17 protein-coding genes are annotated in these 21,690 nt (G+C 65.5%); 3 read left to right on the top strand and 14 right to left on the bottom strand.

The features are described 5' to 3' along the window. Nucleotides 1-5 precede the first annotated feature (5 nt). Genes GO608_RS01790 through GO608_RS01780 form a run of 3 tightly spaced genes read right to left on the bottom strand, consistent with a single transcriptional unit; the run spans nucleotide 6 to nucleotide 4,589 of the window. Nucleotides 6-1,436 carry an ABC transporter permease gene (locus GO608_RS01790; protein ID WP_169199159.1) on the bottom strand — a complete coding sequence of 477 codons (1,431 nt, stop codon included), beginning with the start codon at nucleotides 1,434-1,436 and terminating at the stop codon, nucleotides 6-8. A 4-nt stretch (nucleotides 1,437-1,440) separates the two neighbouring features. Beyond that, on the bottom strand, nucleotides 1,441-2,418 hold the full coding sequence (locus GO608_RS01785; RefSeq protein WP_169199160.1) for an ABC transporter permease: 978 nt from the start codon (nucleotides 2,416-2,418) through the stop codon (nucleotides 1,441-1,443). Then, nucleotides 2,418-4,589 (bottom strand): ABC transporter substrate-binding protein, encoded by a 2,172-nt coding sequence (locus GO608_RS01780; protein WP_169199161.1) that lies wholly within the window; start codon nucleotides 4,587-4,589, stop codon nucleotides 2,418-2,420. Before GO608_RS01780 ends, GO608_RS01785 begins: the two co-directional genes overlap by 1 nt. Nucleotides 4,590-4,928: 339 nt before the next feature. Between GO608_RS01780 and GO608_RS01775 the strand changes: the two genes are divergently transcribed. Together GO608_RS01775 and GO608_RS01770 are read left to right on the top strand one after the other, a co-directional pair. Beyond that, nucleotides 4,929-5,681, top strand: a complete 753-nt coding sequence (locus GO608_RS01775) for a hypothetical protein (RefSeq protein ID WP_247002761.1) — start codon at nucleotides 4,929-4,931, stop codon at nucleotides 5,679-5,681. Nucleotides 5,682-5,861: 180 nt separating this feature from the next. After that, entirely contained in the window at nucleotides 5,862-6,653 is a 792-nt protein-coding gene (locus GO608_RS01770) for an enoyl-ACP reductase FabI (RefSeq protein ID WP_169199163.1), read from the top strand. A 97-nt stretch (nucleotides 6,654-6,750) separates the two neighbouring features. On the opposite strand, the gene GO608_RS01765 is transcribed toward GO608_RS01770, so the two are convergent. Together GO608_RS01765 and clpB are read right to left on the bottom strand one after the other, a co-directional pair. Beyond that, a complete protein-coding gene (locus GO608_RS01765) occupies nucleotides 6,751-8,652 on the bottom strand; it encodes a SurA N-terminal domain-containing protein (RefSeq protein WP_169199164.1) in 1,902 nt (633 codons plus the stop codon). 212 nt (nucleotides 8,653-8,864) lie between these two features. Beyond that, on the bottom strand, nucleotides 8,865-11,447 hold the full coding sequence (gene clpB / locus GO608_RS01760; RefSeq protein WP_169199165.1) for an ATP-dependent chaperone ClpB: 2,583 nt from the start codon (nucleotides 11,445-11,447) through the stop codon (nucleotides 8,865-8,867). Between the two features lie 285 nt (nucleotides 11,448-11,732). Between clpB and GO608_RS01755 the strand changes: the two genes are divergently transcribed. After that, a complete protein-coding gene (locus GO608_RS01755) occupies nucleotides 11,733-12,242 on the top strand; it encodes a phasin family protein (RefSeq protein ID WP_169199166.1) in 510 nt (169 codons plus the stop codon). Nucleotides 12,243-12,375: 133 nt separating this feature from the next. Here the strand turns inward: GO608_RS01755 and moaE are convergent, their stop codons facing one another. From moaE to lpdA, 9 genes are all read right to left on the bottom strand, one after another. Beyond that, nucleotides 12,376-12,852 carry a molybdopterin synthase catalytic subunit MoaE gene (moaE, locus tag GO608_RS01750; RefSeq protein WP_169199167.1) on the bottom strand — a complete coding sequence of 159 codons (477 nt, stop codon included), beginning with the start codon at nucleotides 12,850-12,852 and terminating at the stop codon, nucleotides 12,376-12,378. Nucleotides 12,853-12,855: 3 nt separating this feature from the next. Further along, on the bottom strand, nucleotides 12,856-13,110 hold the full coding sequence (moaD, locus tag GO608_RS01745; protein WP_169199168.1) for a molybdopterin converting factor subunit 1: 255 nt from the start codon (nucleotides 13,108-13,110) through the stop codon (nucleotides 12,856-12,858). 4 nt (nucleotides 13,111-13,114) lie between these two features. Further along, the gene (locus GO608_RS01740) at nucleotides 13,115-14,320 is read right to left on the bottom strand and encodes a molybdopterin molybdotransferase MoeA (protein WP_169199169.1); all 1,206 of its coding nucleotides are present in this window, start codon (nucleotides 14,318-14,320) and stop codon (nucleotides 13,115-13,117) included. 3 nt (nucleotides 14,321-14,323) lie between these two features. Beyond that, nucleotides 14,324-14,821, bottom strand: coding sequence for a molybdopterin-guanine dinucleotide biosynthesis protein B (gene mobB / locus GO608_RS01735; RefSeq protein ID WP_169199170.1), 498 nt, complete (start codon nucleotides 14,819-14,821; stop codon nucleotides 14,324-14,326). 43 nt (nucleotides 14,822-14,864) lie between these two features. Next, nucleotides 14,865-16,205: a hypothetical protein gene (locus GO608_RS01730; protein ID WP_247002759.1), complete on the bottom strand. Its 1,341-nt coding sequence runs from the start codon at nucleotides 16,203-16,205 to the stop codon at nucleotides 14,865-14,867. Nucleotides 16,206-16,237: 32 nt separating this feature from the next. After that, complete coding sequence (yoaA, locus tag GO608_RS01725; protein ID WP_169199172.1) at nucleotides 16,238-18,193, bottom strand: DNA repair helicase YoaA; 1,956 nt, start codon at nucleotides 18,191-18,193, stop codon at nucleotides 16,238-16,240. Nucleotides 18,194-18,378: 185 nt separating this feature from the next. Further along, nucleotides 18,379-18,996, bottom strand: coding sequence for a class I SAM-dependent methyltransferase (locus GO608_RS01720; RefSeq protein WP_169199173.1), 618 nt, complete (start codon nucleotides 18,994-18,996; stop codon nucleotides 18,379-18,381). A 96-nt stretch (nucleotides 18,997-19,092) separates the two neighbouring features. After that, complete coding sequence (gene zapE / locus GO608_RS01715; protein WP_169199174.1) at nucleotides 19,093-20,205, bottom strand: cell division protein ZapE; 1,113 nt, start codon at nucleotides 20,203-20,205, stop codon at nucleotides 19,093-19,095. Between the two features lie 88 nt (nucleotides 20,206-20,293). Then, a partial coding sequence (gene lpdA / locus GO608_RS01710) for a dihydrolipoyl dehydrogenase (RefSeq protein WP_247002757.1) occupies nucleotides 20,294-21,690 on the bottom strand: 1,397 nt, incomplete at its 5' end.

The following is a 21,690-nucleotide window of genomic DNA, read 5'->3' as shown; positions in this document are numbered from 1 at the left end:
GAACCTCAGCCGCGTCGCGGATCGAAGGCGTCGCGCACGACATCGGCGAACAGGTTCGCCGACAGCACGAGCACGAACATGAATGCGAACGCCGCGAGCAGCGACCACCACACCATCGGCTCGCGCGCGAGCTCGGCGCGCGCCATGTTGATCATCGTGCCGAAGCTGATCGTGCCCGGGTCGACGCCGATGCCGACGTAGGACAGCACCGCCTCGGCGAGCACCAGCCCGGAGAAATCCATCACGAGGGCGATCATCACGATGTGCATGACGTTCGGCATGATGTGGCGGCGTAGGATCGCGGCCGTGCCGACGCCGAACGCGCGCGCGGCATGCACGTAGTCGAGCTCGCGCAGCTTCAGCGTCTCGCCGCGCAGTAGCCGGCACAGCCCGGTCCAGCTGGTGATGCCGAGAATCAGGCACAGCGCCAGCAGCCTCGCGTCGGCGCGCTCGGCCGCGGTCGCGAACCACTGCGGGTTGGTGTCGATGACAACCTGCATCATCAGCACCGCCGCGGCGATCAGCAGCACGCCGGGGATCGCGTTGAGCACCGTGTAGAGGTACTGGATGACGTCATCGACCCAGCCGCCGAGATAGCCCGCCATGATGCCGAGCGCGACCGCGAATGGCAGCATCACGAGCGTCGTCAACGTGCCGATGATCAGCGCCGTGCGCACGCTCTTCAGCGACAGGTAGAGCACGTCCTGGCCGACCTTGTCGGTGCCGAACACGTGGTAGTGCGAGCCGAGCGCAACCGCAGCGCCGGCCACGAGCAGGATCGCGCCGAACGTGACGAGCGCGGCGCGCCACGCGAGCACCGTTTCGCCACGGACGAGTGCGGAGGCGGCTTCGGTCCAGCCTCGACCGCGACGCCGCGCGAGCGAAGCGGTCACTGCGAGCGCGGCGACCAGCCACACGCCGAACGCGGCAGCGGCGCCGTTGCCGAGACGGCTAGCGATGTCCTGCGCGCGCTCGGTTTCGGGATCGTCCAGGTGCGCGGCGCCGTATGTCAAACGGGGATGAATGCGCGTCTGTTCCCCATCCGGCAGCTCGACGGTTTCACGTGCGTACAGTTCGCCGGCGAACGGCGCGGAGTAGGTTTTTTCGAGGCGGGTGCGCAGCGGCGCGAGCAGCGCATCGAGCGCGCTCAGGACTTCGGACGAATAGGCAGCTTCCCGGGAATCCGCAGGCGCTTCCCCGCCATCGACTGCGGCGGCCGGCAGCGCCGGGCGGTAGTGCAGGCTGTCGGCGAGCCCGATCGCGAGGAACGCGAGCAGGATCGTTGCCGTCGCCATCCCCGTCGCGCGGCTGCCGACCTTGCGCCACGCGGCGCGCAATGGCTGGCTGCGCCGCACGTAGACGATCGTCACGAGCCCCAGCGCAAGCAGCACGAAGAACAGCGCATCGGTCCACAACAGCACGAAACGAAAATCCATGCGCCTACTCCAGCCTTACGCGCGGATCGACGAGCGTGTAGGAAATGTCGGTCAGCAGCAGGCCGACGATGTACAGCACCGAACCGATGAACACCATCGCGCGCACGACGGCGAAGTCCTGCGCATTGATCGCGTCGATCGTGTAGCTGCCGAGGCCGGGAATGCCGAAGAACGACTCGACGATCAGGCTCCCCATGAACAGCAGCGGAATGACGACGACGACGCCGGTGAGGATCGGGATCATCGCGTTCTTCAGCACATGGCGGAACAGCACCGCCAGTTCCGACAGGCCTTTGGCGCGGGCGGTGCGCACGTAGTCCTTCGAGATTTCCTCGAGGAAGATCGTGCGATACCAGCGTGCGTTCGCGCCGATGCCGGCGACGACGCTGATCAGCACCGGCAGCACGAGGAAGCGCGCCGCATCGAGCCCCGGCGCGTAGCCCGAGATCGGCACCAGCGCCCACACTTTCGACACCAGCCACTGCCCGCCGATGATGTAGAACAGGCTCGATATCGACATCATCGCGACGCACAGCACGACGCCCCAGAAGTCGAGGTAGCTCGCGCGGAAAAACACCAGCATCAGCGCGAACGACACCGAGACGAACAGCCCGAGGACGAAGGTCGGCAGCGCGATCGCGAGCGACGGGCGCATGCGGTCGCGGATCTCCTGCGCGATGTCGCGGCCGTCGTCGGCGCGGCCGAAATCGAATGCGAACATGCGCAGCGACTCGTCGAAGAAGATCGTGTCGGTGAGCTTCTCGCGGCCGTCCGCCTGTGTGTTGACGAACAGCGGCCGGTCGTAGCCGCGCTCGGCCTTCCAGCGTTCGATCGCCTCCGGCGTCACGCGCTTGACGCCCAGGTGCATGCGCGCCATGTCGTCCGGCGAATTGACGACGAAGAACAGCGCGAAAGTGATGAGATTCACGCCGATCAGGATCGGCAGCGCGTACAGCAGGCGGCGGACGATATACGCAAACATCAGGCAGCGCCTCCGACGCCGGTCGCGCGTTCGCGCCGGCGGTAATGCAGGAATGCGGGCGCAACGATGACGACGAACAGCAGCGCGACGAGCCCGAGCGGCCACACGACAGGCTGGTTCCACTGCGCGCGCAGCGCTTGCCGGCGTTCGAGGTCGACGCGCTGATACTTCAGCGTGTTGCGGATCATGCTGCCCGGCTTGCGGTTCTCGACCCAGCCGTGCTGCAGCGAGTAGGCCTTCGGATGAAAACCGAAAATCCACGGCGCATCGTGCTGCAGGATCGCGACCATGCGGTCGATGATCTTCTGGCGCTCCGGCCCGTCGGGCATCCCCTTCATCTGCTCGAAAAGGCGGTCGTACTCGGCGTTCTGGTAGTTCGCCGCGTTCTGCCCCGACTCCCTGACTTTCGCTTGCGGGCCGTGCAGCAGGAACAGCATGTTCTCGGGGTCGGGATAGTCGGCGTTCCAGCCGAAGAAGAACAGCTGCGCGTTGCCTTCGCGGATCTTGTCCTGGAAGCGGTTGTAGTCGGTCGGGCGGACGACGAACTGCACGCCGAGTTCGCGGAACTGCTTCGCGAGCCAGTCCGAACGCGCCTTGTCGCCGAGCCCGCCCGGCGTCGTGTCGAGGTTGATGATCAGCGGTTCGCCGGTCTTCGCGTCCCGCCCGTCCGGATAGCCGGCTTCGGCGAGCAGCCGCCGCGCGACGTCCTTGCTGCGGCGCACGGCCTTGCCGCCGCGCCATTCATAGACGACCGGGTTGATGCCCGCCTCGCCGTCGCGTGCGCCGAAAATGCCCGGCGGGATCGGATGCATTGCCGGCACGCCGCGGCCGTTGAGGAAGATCGACACGAACTCCTCCATGTCGAGCGCGATCGAGATCGCCTGACGCAGCTTGCGCGCGCGCTCGCGCCCCGCCGCCGTGTCGCCGCCGCCAACGACCGGGTCGAGCATGTTGAAGCCGAGGTAGAACACCGACGGCGACACCGAAGTCAGCAGCTCGATGCCGCGCTCGACCATGTCGTCCGACAGCACGACTTCCCCCTGGCTGCTCATATTGACAGCCTGGTCGAAGTTCTCAGACGACACGCCGGAGGCGTCGTAATAGCCCTGCAGGAATTTGTTCCAGTACGGAATTCCTTCGCGTTCGCGCGAGAACACGACTTTGTCGAGGAACGGCATCGGCTTGCCGCAATCGGCCAGCAGTCCCGCGTCGCGGTCCGCCGGATCGCCTTCGCACGGGTAGGGATCGCCGCGGTAGTTCGGGTTTCTGACCAGCACCATGCGCGCGTTCGGGTTGTTCTCGGCGAGCATGAACGGGCCGGTGCCGATTGGCCACCAGTCGAGCGTCAGGTTGCGCTCGGCCATGCCCGGCTGACCGAAAAAGCGATCCGCCTCCGGCGGGACCGGCGCGAAGAACGGCATCGACAACCAGTACAGGAACTGCGGGTAGGCGCCTTTCAGCGTGATGCGATAAGTGTGGCGATCGACGACTTCGACACCCGGCAGCGCGTGCGCGGTGAGGTCGATCCAGCCGGGGTTGCGCTGTACCTCGTCGGCAAGGCGCTTTTGCAGCACCTTCAGGCCGGGAATGTACTCGGCCATCAGCTCGAAGATCGGCGAGTGCAGGCGCGGGTGCGCGAGGCGCTTGATCTGGTGGACGAAATCTCCCGCTTCGAGCTCGCGCGTGCCGGTTTCGGGAAAATCCGCGAGGCCGCGCACGCCTTCCAGGTCATCAGGGCCGAGCTCGAGGTAGCGCGGGCTGCCGTCGTCCGCTTTGGCGAAAGCCGGGTGAGGCTGATAGAGAATCCCGGGCGCGATGCGGATCTCGTACTCGCTGCGGGCGACGCGCGCGGCCGGAGCATCGGCGGGAAGCTCGCGGCCGCGCGCGTCGTAGCGGCGCATGACGGGCAGCTGCGCGGCACTTCCGGGGATCAGCGTGTAAGGCCGCTTGAGGTAATGGTATTGCAGCGGCGGTTCGTAGATCTGGTACAGGAAGGCCGCCTCGTCCTCGCTGTATGACTGCACCGGGTCGAGGTGTTTCGGGCGATCGGTGAACGCGGTGTACATGACGTTCTGGTCGCGCTCGGCGACGGGATAGGGGTCGTTCCACACCTGCCCGCACGCGGCGAGCAGGACGCATGACAGCAGCAGTAGGCAGGCGCGCGAAAACATGGGCCGATTCTACCCGTTGCGGCAGGCGCGCCGCTCGTGTGCGCGTGCCGGCAACGGTACGAGAGTGAAGTGACACTCCTGCGGTGGTGCGTCACGGGCTTTGGGCCTCCCGATCACCGGCCCCTGCGTGGTCACGGATCTGGAGGTGCTTTGCCCGCGCAGCGACTTGCAAATACGCCAGTCTTTGCCACAGTTGTTTCATGGGCATTACGCGCGCCCTTCTTTTCCGCCCAACGCGCCCAAGTTCTCCGCCGACTCCGGGGGTAAATAATGGCGAATCCGTCCCGCTCACCCTTTACCCCGGACACGCTTGGGCTTCCCCCGCCAGCGCAGGACGTCATGCCCGACCCACTGCTCGCGAAGAATCCCTCGTCCTGGTCGGCGAAGGCGGGCGCGATACTGCGGCACCTCGTTTCCGTGGCAAAGCCGAAACGAAAATGCGACTGGCGGTTCCTCGCGATCGCGCTGGTCGCCGACTTCGCCTTCATCGGTATTTTCATCGCATACGCCTTCGCCGAGCACTACGGTCTAGAGGCGAGCCCGCTCCGCGGCAACGTGAAGTTCTCGTTCGTCGACGGTGGCTATCCCGAACGCTACGGCTATGCCCAGCAGGTCGTCGCGGTGCTGCTGCTGCTCGCGACCTATTCGAAGCGCAGGCAACCGGTGTACCTGATGCTGGCGCTGCTGTTCGCAGTGTCCGTGCTCGATGATTCGATGGCGCTGCACGAGGCAATGGGGGACTATTTGTCGATGAACACCGGCATATCGGCGGCGACAGGAGAGCTCGTCGGCTGGAGCGCTCTCGGGTTGCTGCCGATGCTTGCCGTCCTGCTCGGCTATCTGCGCAGCGATCCACGAAGCAGGCGCGACGCACAGGTGTTCTTCGTTGCCATAGTGCTCCTGCTCTTCTTCGCCGTTGGGATGGACATCGTGCACAGCGTCATCCATCAGCAGCTGGGCCGCTTCCAGACCGTGCTCACGGTTGTCGAGGACGGTGGCGAACTCGTCACCTTCACGCTGATCTGCGCGCTGTCCCTGGGCATTTTCCGGCTTCAACAGGAGCCGCAAGAATCGTTCACCGATTCGCGATAAGACAGCTTTCACGACACCCCGCTCCCGCTCGCCATCCGCCGGCCGGCTCAAGCCTGCCGCCACGCCAGCACCCGACAGGCCGTTCGGGCCACAACGCCAGCCCAGGCGGCTGCTCAAGCACACGTGCAGCGACGGACCCAGCTATAATCGGGCGCTCAACAAGACGGAGCATTACCAAAAATGGGCTTTCTCGCCGGAAAACGGATTCTGATCACCGGACTGCTCAGCAATCGCTCGATTTCCTACGGCATTGCAAAAGCGATGCACCGTGAAGGCGCCGAGCTCGCTTTCACGTACCAGAACGAGCGCTTTCAGGAACGTGTGGCGAAAATGGCCGCCGAATTCGGTTCCGACCTGATTTTTTCATGCGACGTGCAGAACGATGCCGAAATCGCCGGCCTGTTCGAACAGCTCGGGCAGAAATGGGACGGCCTGGACGGTCTGGTACATTCGATCGCGTTCGCGCCGAGCGACGCACTCGAAGGCGATTTCCTCGACGGGTTCTCGCGCGAGGCCTTCCGCATTTCGCAGGAAGTCAGCGCAGGCAGCTTCCCGCTGCTCGCGAAAGCGGCCCGCCCGATGATGAAGGGCCGCAGGGGCGCCCTGCTGACCATGTCCTATCTCGGCGCAGTGCGCACGATGCCCAACTACAACATCATGGGCCTGGCGAAAGCGAGCCTCGAAGCTGCGGTGCGCTACCTCGCGGTCTGCCTCGGCCCGGAAGGGACGCGGGTCAACGCGATCTCCGCAGGCCCGATCAAGACGCTCGCCGCATCGGGCATCGGCAACTTCAGCAAGCTGCTGTCGTTCAACGAGCACAACGCCCCGCTGCGCCGCAACGTGACGATCGAGGAAGTCGGCAACGCGGCCGCGTTCCTGTGCTCGGACCTCGCCAGCGGCATGACCGGCGAGATCATGTACGTGGACGGCGGCTTCAACACGACCGCGCTGGGCAATTCCGAACAAAACTGATCACAGGCTCGCGGAGCAAAATCACAGGTTCGCGCAGCAAAAAAACCCGGCCAGATCGCGCCGGGTTTTTTTCGCGCCCGAAAGGGCTCTCCTGCCGTTACGGCTGCTGTGCCGTCCGCAGCGCCGCTTCGTTGATTTCAACCTCGTACCGCTCCCGCAGCGACGCGAGGAAAGCGTTGAAGTCGCGCTCCGCGATCAGCCGCTGGTACTGCTGCGACACCGCCTGCAGGCGCGGATCGTCCTTTGCGAGTTCCGGGCGCGTCACGCTCTCGATGCGGAATACCGAATACCCGCCTTCCGGCATCGCGACCCCGGCGTACGCCGGCAGCTTGCTCTCCGCGGCCCCGAACACCGCATCGATCGCCGCCGGAGCGAGTTCCGGACTTCCCCGGCGCACCACGCGCGCTTCGCTCCACGCCCCGCTCGCCTGCTCACCTTTCGCGAGCGCCGCCAGCGCAGCTTCACCGCGAGTGACGGCGAGTTTGCTCGCCTCCTCGGCACGCAGCTGCTTCTCGATCGAGGCCTTGACCTCGTCGAACGGCAGTCGCTGCGCCGCTTCGAAATCGCGCACCCGCGCCGAGACGAGCGTGCCGCGCGACACCTCCACCGCCTCGACGTTACGGCCGTTCTTCACCGCTTCGTCCGAAAACAGCCCATTGAGGAGTTTTTCGTTCTTGAACCCGCCGATCGATCCTTCCTCGCGGGAGATCCAGTCCGTCTGGCGAATCTCGAGGCCCAGCGCCTCCGCGGCCGGTTGCAGGCTGTCCGCCTGCTCGTAGACGAGGTTGGCGAAATGCTCGGCCTGCTCGGCGAAGCGGCGGCTTGCCGCCTGTCGCTTCAGCTCCTCGGCAATCTCGTCGCGGACTTCTTCGAACGGACGGGCTTTCGCGGGCTTGATGTCGACGACCTGGATGATGTGAAAACCGAAATCCGAGCGGACCACGTCGCTGATCTGGCCTTTTTCGAGGCTGAACACGGCGTCCTCGAACGGCTTGACCATCGCCCCGCGGCCGAAGAAACCCAGTTCGCCCCCACCCGCGGCGGACCCGGGATCCTGCGACTCGGCCTTCGCCAATTCTGCGAAGCGCTCCGGGTTCGCACGCACCTGCGCGAGCAGCGCCGCCGCCTTTTCACTTGCCTTCGCAACCTCTTCGGCCGGCGCATCGGCCGCCGCCTCGATCAGGATATGGCGTGCGTTGCGCTCTTCCGGCTGGCCGAAGCGTGCAGTATTCGCCTCGTAGAACTTGCGGATTTCATCGTCGGACACCGAAACCTGGTTCAGCAGCGCGTTTTCGTCGAAGACGAGATACTCGGCGCGCAACCGCGCCGGGCGTTCGAAACGCTCCGGGTTCGCATCGTAATATTTCTTCGCTGCATCGTCCGGGAGCTCGACCTGGGCAAGAAACGCGTCGGGTAAGAACTTCAGTTCGCTGACTTTGCGTTCTTCGAGCTGTGCCTCGAGGAAGCGCTGCACAGACGCCTGCGCCGTGAAAGCGGATTGACCGACCGCCAAGGCGATCTGCTGGACGCGCAGGTCCTGCCCGAGTCGCGCCTCGAACATCGCCGGCGTCATCCCCTGCGCCCGCACCGCGGCCTCGTAACGCTCGAGCGAAAAACGTCCGTCCTCCTGGAACGCCGGCACCGTCGCGATGACCTGCTGCAGCTGCTGCTGCGTCACGACGAGGCTGCTGTCCGCAGCGTGCATGGCGAGCAGGCGCTGATTGACGAGGTTCTCCACCACCGACCGGCGCATTGCTTCCGATTCGAGCATCGCCCTATCGACCTGTCCGCCCATCGACTGACGCAACCGGTCCTGCTGATCGCGCAGCGCCTGGTCGAATTCATTCGTCGATATTTTCGACCCGCCCACCGTGGCCACCTCGTTCCCGCCGGGCCCGTCGGTAAAGTATGAATCGAGCCCGAAGAAAGCGAACGGGACGATCAGCAGCGCCAGGATGATTTGGGCGATGCGCTTGTTGTTGCGGACTGCATCAAACATCGTGTTTTTCCGTGGAAACCAGGGGAAGGGCGTTCGGCCTGCGCCGAAAACGCAAAGGCGGCATTATCGCATCGCCGCGGGCAGCAGGCCACCGCGGCGGCCGGCGTGGCGGCCTACCGGTGATGAATGCCGGAAATCTGTCCTTCCCGGAACGGCGCCGGCGGGCGACGAGAAAACCCCGCCGCCCGCCGATACGAGAGCACTGCGTTTTGTCAGTCGCCCTTCGCAAAGACTATCCGGCCGCCTTCGACATCGACGAGCACCTTGTCCTTTGCGCCGAACTGTCCTTCCAGGATCGCCTTCGCAAGTGGATTTTCGATGCGCTCCTGGATCGCGCGCTTGAGCGGGCGCGCCCCGAACACCGGATCGAAGCCGGCCGACGCAAGCTCCGCGAGCGCCGCGTCCGACACCTCCATCGACATATCCAGCCGCGCCAGCCGCTTGTCGAGGTACTGGAGCTGGATGCGCGCGATGCTCGCGATGTGCTTCTCGTCGAGCGCGTGGAACACGACAACCTCGTCGATGCGGTTGACGAACTCCGGACGGAAGTAGGTCTTGACTTCGGCCATCACGGCAAGCTTGATGACTTGATAATCATCGCCTGCCATTTGCTGGATCATCTGGCTGCCGAGGTTCGATGTCATGACGATGACGGTGTTCTTGAAGTCGACGGTGCGGCCCTGCCCGTCTGTCATGCGGCCGTCGTCGAGCACCTGCAGCAGCACGTTGAACACGTCCGGGTGCGCCTTCTCCACCTCGTCGAAGAGGATCACGCTGTAGGGCTTGCGGCGCACCTGCTCGGTCAGGTAGCCGCCTTCCTCATAGCCCACATAGCCCGGCGGGGCGCCGATGAGGCGGGCAACCGAGTGCTTTTCCATGAACTCGCTCATGTCGATGCGGATCAGGTGCTCTTCCGAATCGAACAGGAACTCGGCGAGCGTCTTGCACAGTTCAGTCTTGCCGACGCCGGTCGGGCCCAGGAACAGAAACGAGCCGTACGGGCGGTTCTCGTCCGAGAGGCCGGCGCGCGAGCGGCGGATCGCATCCGCGACGAGCCGTACCGCTTCGTCCTGGCCGACGACGCGCTGGTGCAGCCGCTCTTCCATCTTCAGCAATTTCTCGCGCTCGCCCTGCATCATTTTGCTGACCGGGATTCCGGTCGCCCGTGACACGACTTCGGCGATCTCCTCGGTACCGACCTCGGTACGCAACAGCTTGAACTTGCGCTCGCCGCTGCCGGCCGATTCGGCCGCTTTCAGCTGCGCCTCGAGCTGCGGGAGCTTGCCGTATTGCAGCTCCGCGAGCTTGTCATACTGACCCTTCCTCTGCATCTCGGCCATCTGCGTGCGCAGCGCCTCGATCTCTTCCTTGATGTGCTGGCTGCCCTGCACGCTCGCTTTCTCCGAGCGCCAGATCTCGTCGAGGTTCGCGTATTCGCGCTCGAGCTTGTCGATCTCGTCGCGGATCAGCACGAGACGTTTCTGCGACGCCTCGTCGGTTTCCCGCTTCACCGCTTCCTGCTCGATCTTGAGCTGGATCAGGCGACGCTCGAGCTTGTCCATGACTTCCGGCTTCGAGTCGATCTCCATCTTGATTCGCGCCGCGGCCTCGTCGATCAGGTCGATCGCCTTGTCGGGCAGGAACCGGTCGGTGATGTAGCGATGCGACAGCTCCGCCGCGGCGACGATCGCCGGGTCGGTGATGTCGACGCCGTGGTGCAGTTCGTATTTTTCCTGCAGGCCGCGCAGGATCGCGATCGTCGACTCCACGCTCGGCTCGTCCACCAGCACTTTCTGGAAGCGCCGTTCGAGCGCAGCGTCCTTTTCGATGTACTTGCGATATTCGTCGAGCGTCGTCGCGCCGATGCAGTGCAGCTCGCCGCGCGCAAGCGCCGGCTTCAGCATGTTGCCGGCGTCGATCGCGCCTTCGGCCTTGCCGGCGCCGACCATCGTGTGCAGCTCGTCGATGAAGACGATGATCCGCCCTTCTTCCTGCGCGATCTCCTTCAGCACGGCCTTGAGCCGTTCCTCGAATTCGCCCCGGTATTTCGCCCCCGCCAGCAGCGCCGCCATGTCGAGCGACAGCACGCGCTTGCCCTTCAGCGTCTCGGGCACCTCGTCATTGACGATGCGCTGCGCCAGGCCTTCGACGATCGCGGTCTTGCCGACCCCCGGCTCGCCGATCAGCACCGGATTGTTCTTCGTGCGGCGCTGCAGGATCTGGATCGCGCGGCGGATCTCGTCGTCGCGGCCGATCACCGGGTCGAGCTTGCCTGCTCGCGCGCGATCGGTGAGGTCGAGACAGTATTTATTGAGCGCTTCGCGCTGCCCTTCGGCATCCTGGCTGCCGACGCCGGAGCCGCCTCGCACCGCGGTGATCGCCGCTTCGAGCGGCTTGCGCGACAGGCCGTGCTCCTTCAGCAGCCGCCCGGTCTCGCCCTTGTCCTCGGCGAGCGCGAGCAGAAACATCTCACTGGCGATGAACTGGTCGCCGCGCTTCTGCGCTTCGCGATCGGCGATATTCAGGAGATTCGAAAGATCGCGCCCGATCTGCACCTCGCCGCCGTGCCCTTCGACCTTCGGCAGCCGCGTCAGCGCCTTGTCGAGCGCAGCCTTGAGCGGCGGCACGTTGACGCCGGCACGCTGCAGCAGCGAGACGATGCCGGCATCCTCCTGGCCGAGCATCGCCAGCAGCAGGTGCTGGGGTTCGATAAACTGCTGGTCGTTGCCGACTGCGATGCTCTGGGCATCCGAGAGAGCCTGCTGGAACTTCGTCGTGAGCTTGTCGAAGCGCATGGTGGGCGTTCCTGTTCTGAGTGGATTGCCATCGAAGATGGGGGCACGGACAACAAAGTCAACGGTTTGCCGAAACCGGTAACCACGTCCAGCCAATGCCAGAGGGAAGCGTGCGGGCGACTGTTGCTGCAGTTGCAGTGCAACGGGTACAGGCAGTGCGGTATTACGCCGACTCCATCCTCCTGTAATATATCCGGATACCGGGGCGAGGGAACGGCGGCGCACGTACGGCGCCCGCAGCGCTTGGTAGTTCCAGTGTTCAAACTTTGCGCGTGGAGAAGGAATATGGCAACCAAACAGGACCAGATCAACGAGCTTCAGAAGAAAAATCTCGAAGCGGCGGTGCGTCTGGCGCAGATGTCGATCGAAAACTCGCAGCGCATCATGGAACTGCAGGTTGCAGTGGCGAAGAGTCTGTTCGAAGAGGGGGTGGAGAACGCCAAGGCGCTATCCAGCGTCAAGGATCCGAAACAGGCGATCGAACTGCGCACCCAGTACGCGCAGAGCACGACGGAAAAGATGCTGTCCTGCGCACGTGAAATGGCGGAACTGACGAACCGCACCCAGGCCGAAGTCGGAAAGCTCGTCGGCGAACAACTGTCCACCGGCGGCAAGGACATGTTCGAGGCGATGCAGAAGATGTTCACCGGCATGCCGATCACCGACCAGAATGCGATGACCGCGCTCCAGACCGCAATGGACACGACGCGCTCGGCCTTCGAGCAGATGACGCGGGCTTCGTCCGAAGCGTTCCAGATGTTCACACAACCGGTTACCACCAAGACCAAGAAGTAAGGCCGGGCCGTTTTGCGACAACGGCGCCCATGGGCGCCGTTTCTCCGTCGTTTTACCGCCGTTTTCCCGCCGTTTCTCCGCTATTTTCAGACTCCACCTGCGGCCTCCTTCCCGCCGCGAAGGCGCAGGCGGGTCAGTCCCCCGGGCGCGGCTCGGACTCCGTATCCCAGCGCGCCGCTGCGCTGTCGTCGCTGTCCCGCGCATCGACCCAATGCGCACCTTCGGGTGTTTCCTCCAACTTCCAGAATGGCGCGCGGGTCTTCAGATAGTCCATGACAAATTCGCATGCGGCGAACGCCTCGCCACGGTGGGCCCCGGCGACGCCGACGAAGACGATGCGGTCTCCCGGCTCGAGCCTGCCATAGCGATGGATCACACGGACGCCATCGAGTTGCCAGCGCCGGCGGGCTTCGCCGACGATGTCTTCGAGCGAGCGCTCGGTCATTCCCGGATAGTGCTCGAGGGTCATCGCCGCGACTTCGGCACCGGCGCTGACATCCCGCACCAGCCCGACAAAGCTCGCCACGGCCCCGACTTCGGGGCGCCCCTGCGACAGCGCGGCAATTTCGGCACCGACATCGAAATCTGCTTGCTGGACGCTTACCGACATGTTTCAGCCTCCGGTGACGGGCGGAAAGAATGCGATTTCGTCGCCGGGTCCGACCGGGTCAGTCGGGTTCGCCATGCGCTGATTGCGGGCGGCGCGTACATTGCGCCCTTCTGCGAGCGCGTCCCACTTGTCGCCCCGCTCGGCAAGGAAAGCGCGCAGATCGCCGACCGTGGCGACTCCAGAGGGCAGCACGAACGATTCTTCGGCACGCCCGACCGTGTCCCTGAGCGACGCGAAATAAAGGATTTTGATGTTCATGATTTCAGTATAACAACTCGCCGTAAGGCAGAAAGCGGACCGTCTCGCCGCGCGCGATCGGCGTGTCGGCCGGCACATCGACGAGCCCGTCGGCCCACACGATCGACGACAGCGCTGCAGCACCCTGGTGAGCATACAGCTCGATGCCTCCCGTGTCGTTGAAGCGCGCACGCAGGAACTCGCGGCGGCGATCCGGCCGCGGCCAGTCGAAATCCGCCCGCAACGCGACGCCCCGGGGTATCAGTGTGCTTGCCCCCTGCGTCGCGAGGATGAAAGGCCGCACCATCATCAGAAAGGTCACGAAGCTCGACACCGGGTTTCCCGGCAGGCCGATGAACGCGGCGGCTCCGACGCGCCCGTATGCGAGGGGCTTGCCCGGTTTCATAGCGATCTTCCACAGGTCGAGCGAGCCTTCGGCCTCGACTGCGGGCTTCACGTGATCTTCTTCGCCGACCGAGACGCCGCCGCTCGTGAGGATCAGCTCGTGTCCTTGCGCGGCATCGCGCAACACTGCGCGCGTTGCCTCGAGACGGTCCGGCACGATGCCGAAATCGGTGACTTCGCAACCGAGCTGCAGCAGCAGCGCACGCAGCTGGAAGCGGTTGGAGTTATATACGCCACCCGGTGGCAGCGGTTCGCCCGGCATGACCAGTTCGTCGCCGGTGGAAAACAGCGCGACGCGCATCCGTCGTACGACCGGCAGCTGCGCGATGCCGACCGAGGCGGCGAGTCCGAGTTCCTGCGGGCGCAGCCGCGTGCCTGCCTCCAGCACCGTATCACCCCGGGCGATCTCGCTGCCCGCTAGTCTTACCGCCTCGCCGGCGCGGGGTTGATGGTTGATCACCACTGCCTCGCCCTGGTGCTCGCACATCTCCTGCATCACCACGACGTCGGCGCCGGCGGGCAGCGGCGCTCCGGTGAAGATGCGCGCGGCGGTGCCCGGTTGAAGCGGATGGCCGACGCTGCCCGCGGGAATCCGCTGCGACACCGCGAGGGACACTCCCGGGGCCGTAACGTCGGCCGCGCGCAGCGCGTAGCCGTCCATCGTCGAGGTGTCGAGCGCAGGCACCGAAACTGGCGAATGCAGATCGGCGGCGAGAACCCTACCCTGCGCGACGAAGGTGTCGGCCATGTCGATTTCGCGGATCGGCTGGGTCTTGCGGGTCAGCATTTCGAGCGCTTCGTCGAAGGAGAGCATATTGGCGTTCATGATTTACGTGGCTAGACGTGAGTGAGCGAGAATGAATTCGGCAATCGCCGCGCCGTCGTCGAGCGCGAGCGTCGGCAGCGGACAATCGATCCCGGCGTTGGTCGCGACCGCGACGACGTGGGGATTGTCGGTCCACAGCGGCGGCTTTCCATGCGCCGGACGATGCACTTCGATCTTCGGCACGGCGGCGGCCTTGTACCCCTCGATCAGCACGACGTCGCACGGCGACAACAGACGCAACTGCTCTTCGAGCGTCGGCTCGGGCGCACCACGAAGCTCGTGCATCAGCACCCAGCGATCGTTCGACAACATCAGCACCTGGCTGGCTCCCGCCTCGCGGTGGCGAAACGAGTCCTTGCCCGGGCGGTCGAGGTCGAAGCCGTGGTGGGCGTGCTTGATGACGGAAACCGAGATCCCGCGTGCGGTGAACTCGGGAATGAGCTTTTCGATCAGCGTGGTCTTGCCACAACCGGACCAGCCAGCGATGCCGAATACGATCATCAGTGATTCGCTCGATTCAAATGTTGAGGAGCATACAACATGCTCAGGATTGTGCGCAGGGAAGCGCCACCACCGCGGCGAAGCCGCCGCCCGGCGTGCGGAAATTCGTCGTCTGGCCACGATACAGCCGCGCAACAAGGAGTTGCACGCTGCCGCGGTACACGTAATTTCGCAGGTCCATCTTCAAGTCGGTCGCCGTACCCCCGACTGACAGGCGCCGCGCGCTGGGGGGCACGAGTCGCTGTGCGATGTAGTCGCCGGCGAGGATTTCGTCGAACACCCGGCGCGTCAGCTTGTCCCCGCGATACGTGGCCCGGCTGCCGAACCCCGAAGCGGGCTTGAAGAACAGTTCCCGGCGGTCACGCCACAACGCTTCGGCGTCCTCCGCCCGGACCTGGCGCGTGGCCGGGATGCCGGCGGCGAGCACAGCGCGCGTGCCGCCATCGACGCCAATCCCCCGCAGCACCGCGTCGTCGGCGAGCAGCGCCAGATTGCGCTTGTCGGCGTATAGGGCATGGGCGCGCGGGTGTGGGGTGATCACCGCTGCCTGGGCTGCCCACGCGCGGGCAAGCGACGCGCTTTCCGGCTCGCTCAACGCAAAGTCGGTGAGGCGGTTATAAACCAGATCGACGACGGTTTCACCGAGCCACAGGCGCCCGTCTGCGAATTCGAGCTCGGCCGGATCGCAGATGTACGCAGCGAGCCCGTGGCGTTCGAACAGGCGCTGGAACAGCACGAATTCAGGCAGCAGGTACTGGGACTGCGGTTCGCGGTCGACGATCACGACCGTGCGCAGCGCCTGTTCACCGCGCATCGCGCGCCATTCGTTGCGGAACATATCGATGAACGCGGCTTCCGGATCGTTCGGCCCGCCCGCGGCGACGGCCGCTTCAAGCGGTGCGACCTCGGCACAGCACGCGCGCTGGGCGCGGGCCAGCGCAACATTGAGCAGCGCGCCGCCTGCGTTGGTGTTGATCTCGATGAGCTGCGGCCCTTCCGGCCCGAGGTGAAAGTCGTAGCCGAGAAACACGCCCGCTGCCGCGGTCGGCAGCTTCGCGGCCGCCGGCGCGTGATCGAACGCGAGCGCCTCCCAGCCGGGCAGCGCGACCACGCGCTCGACTGCGGCGATGATCTGCGCCATGCGCGCTTGGTGATGCGCCGCGACGAAGGCGACCGAATCGGCAAACAGGTGCGGGCGGGTCGAGACGATCATCGACAGGAGTGCGCCGTCGCGCGCGTCCCGTTCGAGTTCGCCGCGCAGGCGCTCGTGGTCGAGCGAGACGCACTGGCAACCGCGATTGAGGCGTTCGGCGACGTCCAGGCCATCGCCCTCGGACAATGCGCGCAGCAACGGGTCGAGCCCGGCGTCGACGGCTGTGCTCATCGGTGTCTCCATCGTGTGCGCTATCTTCCGGCTCACATTGCCGGGGGTGGCGCGAGTTGTTCGAGAAACGCAACTGCCTCGGCCTCGACGCGGGTGCGACGCATCGGCGGCAGGCTGCGCCAGATGACCTTGCCATAGGGCTTGCCGATCATCCGCGGGTCGCAGATGCACAGCACGCCGCGGTCGCGTTCGCTGCGGATCAGGCGGCCGGCGCCCTGCTTCATGTTGATCACCGCGCGCGGCAACTGATAATGCATGAACGGGTTGCGCCCGCTCTTCTGCAGGTGCTCGACGCGTGCCGCGAGCACCGGATCGTCCGGCGGCGCGAACGGCAGCTTGTCGATGACGACCAGCGACAGCGCGTCGCCCGGCACGTCGACGCCTTCCCAGAAGCTCTGGCTCGCGACCAGCACCGCGTTGCCGAGCCGGCGGAAACGTTCGAGCAGTTCCGTACGCGAGCCTTCACCCTGCAGCAGCATCGGCAGCTTGTCGCCGGCACGCTCGAGGCCGTCGGCAAGCTGCCCATGGATGCGCCGCATCGCGCGCAGCGAGGTGCACAGCACGAACGTCCGTCCCCGCGCCGCCCGTATCAGCGGCAGCGCGGTCCGCGCGACGGCTTCGACATAGTCCGGATGGTTCGGGTCCGGCAGGCCGGCCGGCGCATACAGCAAGGCCTGCTCGGCGTAGTCGAACGGACTGCCCCACACTTCGGTCAACGGCGGCGGCTCGAGCCACGACAGCCCGAGTTCGTCGCAGTAATGGCCGAAATCGTTGCCGACCGCGAGAGTCGCCGAAGTGAAGACCCACGCTCGCGGATGGCTTTCGAGCTGACGGCGGAACACCTGCGACACGTGCAGCGGCGTCGCGTTCAGCGCGGCCGACTGGGTGAACACTTCGACCCAGCGGATCAGCTCGGTCGAATCGGGTGTGCGCCAGCGCCCGAGGCGTTGCCGGATTTCGTCGGTGCGGCGCAGGCAGTTCGCGAGCCCTTCCGAGCGCTCGGCCTGCGTGCCGAGGATCGTGGCGAAGCGGCCCAGTTCGTCGTCGAGCGCCTTCAGCGCATCGTCGAACTGCGGCAGCGCGGCGGCCTGCACGGCCGACAGGCGCGCAGGCTCGGGACCGAACACGAGGCGCAGGTCGCGCGCGGCCTTCTCCAGCGCCCGGCTCGCGTCGATCAGTTCGCGACAGTCACGCGCGCCGGCGAGGGTTTCGGAGCGCGTGTCGCGCGCGAGTTCGAGGAGCTGCGCGGTCGACACGTTCTCGCCGAAGAACAGGCTGGCGGTTTCCGGCAGCTGGTGCGCTTCGTCGAAAATCACTGCGTTGCACGCCGGCAGCAGCTCCCCCATGCCTTCGTCGCGCAGCATCACGTCGGCGAAGAACAGGTGGTGATTGACGACCACGACATCGGCGTCCATCGCCGCACGCCGCGCCGAAAGCACGAAGCATTCGCTGACGTTCGGGCATTCCTGGCCGAGACAGTTGTCGCGCGTGGAAGTCGCTGCCAGCCACGCCGCCGAGTCTTCGCGCACGTCCGTGCATTCGGCCTTGTCACCGCTGTGCGTCGTTTTCGCGAACCGCGCGATCGCGCGCAGGTCGGCCGCATCCTGCGCCGTGAGGAAGCGGCCATCCTGCGAATTGCGTTCGAGGTGGTACGGGCAGACGTAATTCGCGCGCCCTTTCAGCAGCGCCACGGTGACAGGCACTTTCAGCGCGGCACGCACGGTCGGCAGGTCGCGATTGAAGAGCTGATCCTGCAGCGTCTTCGTGCCGGTCGACAGGATCACCTTGCCGCCGGACAGGAGCGCCGGCACCAGATATGCGAATGTCTTGCCGGTGCCGGTGCCGGCTTCGGCGACGAGGACGCGGTTTTCCTGCAGGGCTTCGGCAATGCGGCGCGCCATCTCGAGCTGTTGCGGGCGCGGCCGGAACGACGGCACTGCCGCGGCAAGCAGTCCATCGGGAGAAAAGGCGGAATCGAGATCTGGCATGGCGCAAAACAGGAGCAGTCGGCAATGCTATCACCTGTGGATGGCGCACGACGGCTTTCGCTGCCGGCCGCTTCACCACGAGCGCCCCAGCCGGCGGCCGATCGCTCGATGACGGGCGATTGGCATTACGCCAGCGGCCTACGAATGGCGTCAACCGTCGTTAACGATCGCCTGCCGCCCCCGGCTCAGGCGCGATTGCGAAAACGCAGCAGCGTCCAGTATCCGAACGCGTTCACCGGCGTGGTTTCGGTCAGCTCGAGATGCGTCAGGCCGATGAACGCATCGAGCGGAAACAGCGGCCGGAACCCGAGCGAACGCGCGAGCGGCGCGAGGCCGCGCTCGATGCGCGACGCGAAGCCGTTGCTGCGGGTGAAATGATTGACGACGACGACTTCGCCGCCGGGCCGGCAGACCCGCTCGAGTTCCTGCATCATCACTGCCGGATCGGGAACCACCGATGCGACGTACAGGGCACTGACCTTGTCGAAGCTCGCATCCGGAAACGACAGCCGCTGCACGTCCATCGCCATCAGCGCGACATTGCGCAGATCATGGCGCTGCACCTGAAGGCTCGCGCGCGCGAGCATGTGGGGGGAAAGATCGATGCCCGTGACGCGGGCGTAGCGGGGGTAATGGCGCAACGACAGGCCGGTGCCGACGCCGACTTCGAGGACCTCCTCGCCCGGCCGGCAGTTCAAGGCCTGCACCAGCCGCCGCCGACCGGGCTCGAAAACCGGGCCGAACAGGATGTCATAGACCGGGGCATAGCGACGGTAGGCGGCGGTAATGGCTTGCTGGTCCATGTCACTCGCAAGGGGTCGGATGATCAGCTCATGTTAGCAGCCGCCCGCAGATTGTGCGCGCTCGAAGCTGGCGAAAGACGGGCGCGTTTGTCCACGTCACTCCGTTCGATGGGCCTCGGCAAGGTAATCGCGGCTACGCATTTCCATCAGGCGGCTGACGGTGCGGACGAATTCGTGCGCGTTGTGGCCGGTGGTGTACAGCTCGGGCGCCTCGACTTCGGCGCTCATTACGAGCTTGACCCGGTGATCGTAGAGGACGTCGACGAGCCACGTGAAGCGCCGTGCTTCGGACGCATTCCCGGCGCTCATGCGCGGCACGCCGGAGAGCAGCAGGGTGTGGTGCTCGCGGGCGATTTCGAGATAGTCGTTCTGCGACCGCGGCCCCCCGCACAGCGTCGTGAAGTCGAACCAGATGACGCCGGGGGCGCGGCGCACCACCGGCAGCTGGCGGCCGAGCAGGTCGATCGCGCCGGTTTCGCCGTCGCTCGCGGCCAGGCGGCGGAAATCCTCGCGCATCTTGCGCTCGGCTGCGTCGTCGTCGGGCACGAGGTAAATCTCGATCTTCTCCAGCGTGCGCAAGCGGTAATCGGTGCCATGGTCCACCTCGATGACGTCGAAGCGGCGCTTGATCATCTCGATCGCCGGCAGGAAATTGATGCGCTGCAGCCCGTTCGGGTAGAGGCCTTCGGGCGGATAGTTCGAGGTCATGACGAAGATCACGCCGCGCGCGAACAGCGCGTCGAGGAGGCGCCCGAGGATCATCGCGTCGGCGATGTCGGAGACGTGAAACTCGTCGAAGCACAGCAGCCGCGTCTGGCGCGCGATGCGGTCGGCGACGCGCTGCAGCGGATCGGGCGCATCGTTGAAGTTCTTCAGGTCGTTCTGCACTTCCTGCATGAACGCGTGGAAATGCACGCGGCGCTTGCGCTGGTACGGCACCGCGTCGAAAAAACAGTCCATCAGGAAGCTCTTGCCGCGCCCGACACCGCCCCAGAAATAGACGCTGCGTGGCAACCGCGGCCGGGCGAGGAGCTTGCGCAACGTCCCCCGACGTGCGGCCTTGAACCCGATCAGGTCGGTATAGAGCTGCTGCAGGCGCTGCACCGCGGCGCGCTGCTCGGGGTCGGACTTGTAGCCGCGGACCTTGAGCTGCGCCTCGTAGGCATCGAGCATTCCGTGCTGGGCGACTTTGAGAACACGATGGGGCATGGAGGCACTGAAAAGGCGAGGTTCCGAAACGAAATCAGGGGTGGCCAGGATATTCCCGCGCCACCCCTGTCTTGCGGCAGGCCGACGATCAGAAATGCAACGGCCGCTTGTCTACCGCCAGCGCCGCTTCATGCACGACTTCCGACAGCGTCGGGTGAGCGTGGCAGATGCGCGCCAGGTCTTCCGCAGCGCCGCCGAACTCCATCGCGACGACCGCCTCGGAGATCAGCTCCGACGCATTGGCGCCGATGATGTGCACGCCGAGGATGCGGTCGGTGTTGGCGTCGGCGAGCATCTTGACGAAGCCGGTCGGGTCGCCGGAACCCAACGCGCGCCCGTTCGCCATGAACGGGATCTTTCCGGCGCGGTAGGCAACGCCTTCGGCTTTGAGCTGCTGCTCGCTCTTGCCGACCCAGGCGATCTCGGGCGACGTGTAGATGACGCCGGGGACGGTGTCGAGATTCGCGTGACCGGCCTGCCCGGCGATGATCTCGGCGACCATCACCGCCTCTTCCATCGCCTTGTGTGCAAGCATCGGGCCGCGCACGACGTCACCGACCGCGTAGACATTCGGCAGGTTCGTGCGGCAGTGCCCGTCGACGACGATCTGGCCACGATCACTGACGTCCAGCCCGACCGTGCTCGCGTTCAGACCGTCGGTGTTCGGAACGCGACCGACCGAGACGATCAGTCGGTCGCATTCGAGCGTCGCTTCCTTGCCGTCCTTGCCGGTGTAGGCAAGCGACACGCCGTCCGCGCCAACCTTGGTCTCGCCGATCGTCACGCCCGTCCGGATGTCCAGCCCCTGCTTCGTGAAGACTTTCAGCGCCTCCTTCGCGACGTCCATGTCGGCGAAAGGCATGAAGTCCGGCAGCGCTTCAAGGACCGTCACTTCCGCGCCGAGGCGGCGCCACACCGAGCCCATCTCGAGGCCGATGACGCCCGCGCCGATCACGCCGAGCTTCTTCGGCACCGAATCGAAGTCCAGCGCGCCGACGTTGTCACAGACGATCCTGTTGTCGACCGGAATGCCCGGCAGGTGACGCGGCTTCGAGCCGGTCGCGATGACGACGTGCTTGGCTTCGACGGTTTCCGCGCCGACCCTGACGACATACCCTGCCGGCCCGTTGCCTTCGAAGCTGCCGTGTCCGGCGAGGAAAGTGACCTTGTTCTTCTTGAACAGGCCTTTGATGCCGCTGGTGAGCTGGTCGACGACCTTGTTCTTGCGACCGATCATCACCGGCACGTCGATGCTCACCTTGCCCTCGAGCCTGATGCCCTGGGTCGGAAACGCGTGCTCGGCTTCCTCGAACAAGTGCGAGGTGTGCAGCAGCGCTTTCGACGGGATGCAGCCGACGTTCAGGCACGTGCCACCGAGGCGCGGCTCGCCTTTCGGGTCAGCATACGGGTTGGACTCCGCGCACGCGGTCTTGAAGCCCAGTTGTGCAGCGCGGATCGCTGCGACGTATCCGCCCGGTCCGCCAC

Source organism: Aromatoleum buckelii (assembly GCF_012910785.2).
Classification (GTDB): domain Bacteria; phylum Pseudomonadota; class Gammaproteobacteria; order Burkholderiales; family Rhodocyclaceae; genus Aromatoleum; species Aromatoleum buckelii.
The sequence above is the reverse complement of the archived record's forward strand: the minus strand, read 5'-3'. Positions and strand labels throughout refer to the sequence as shown.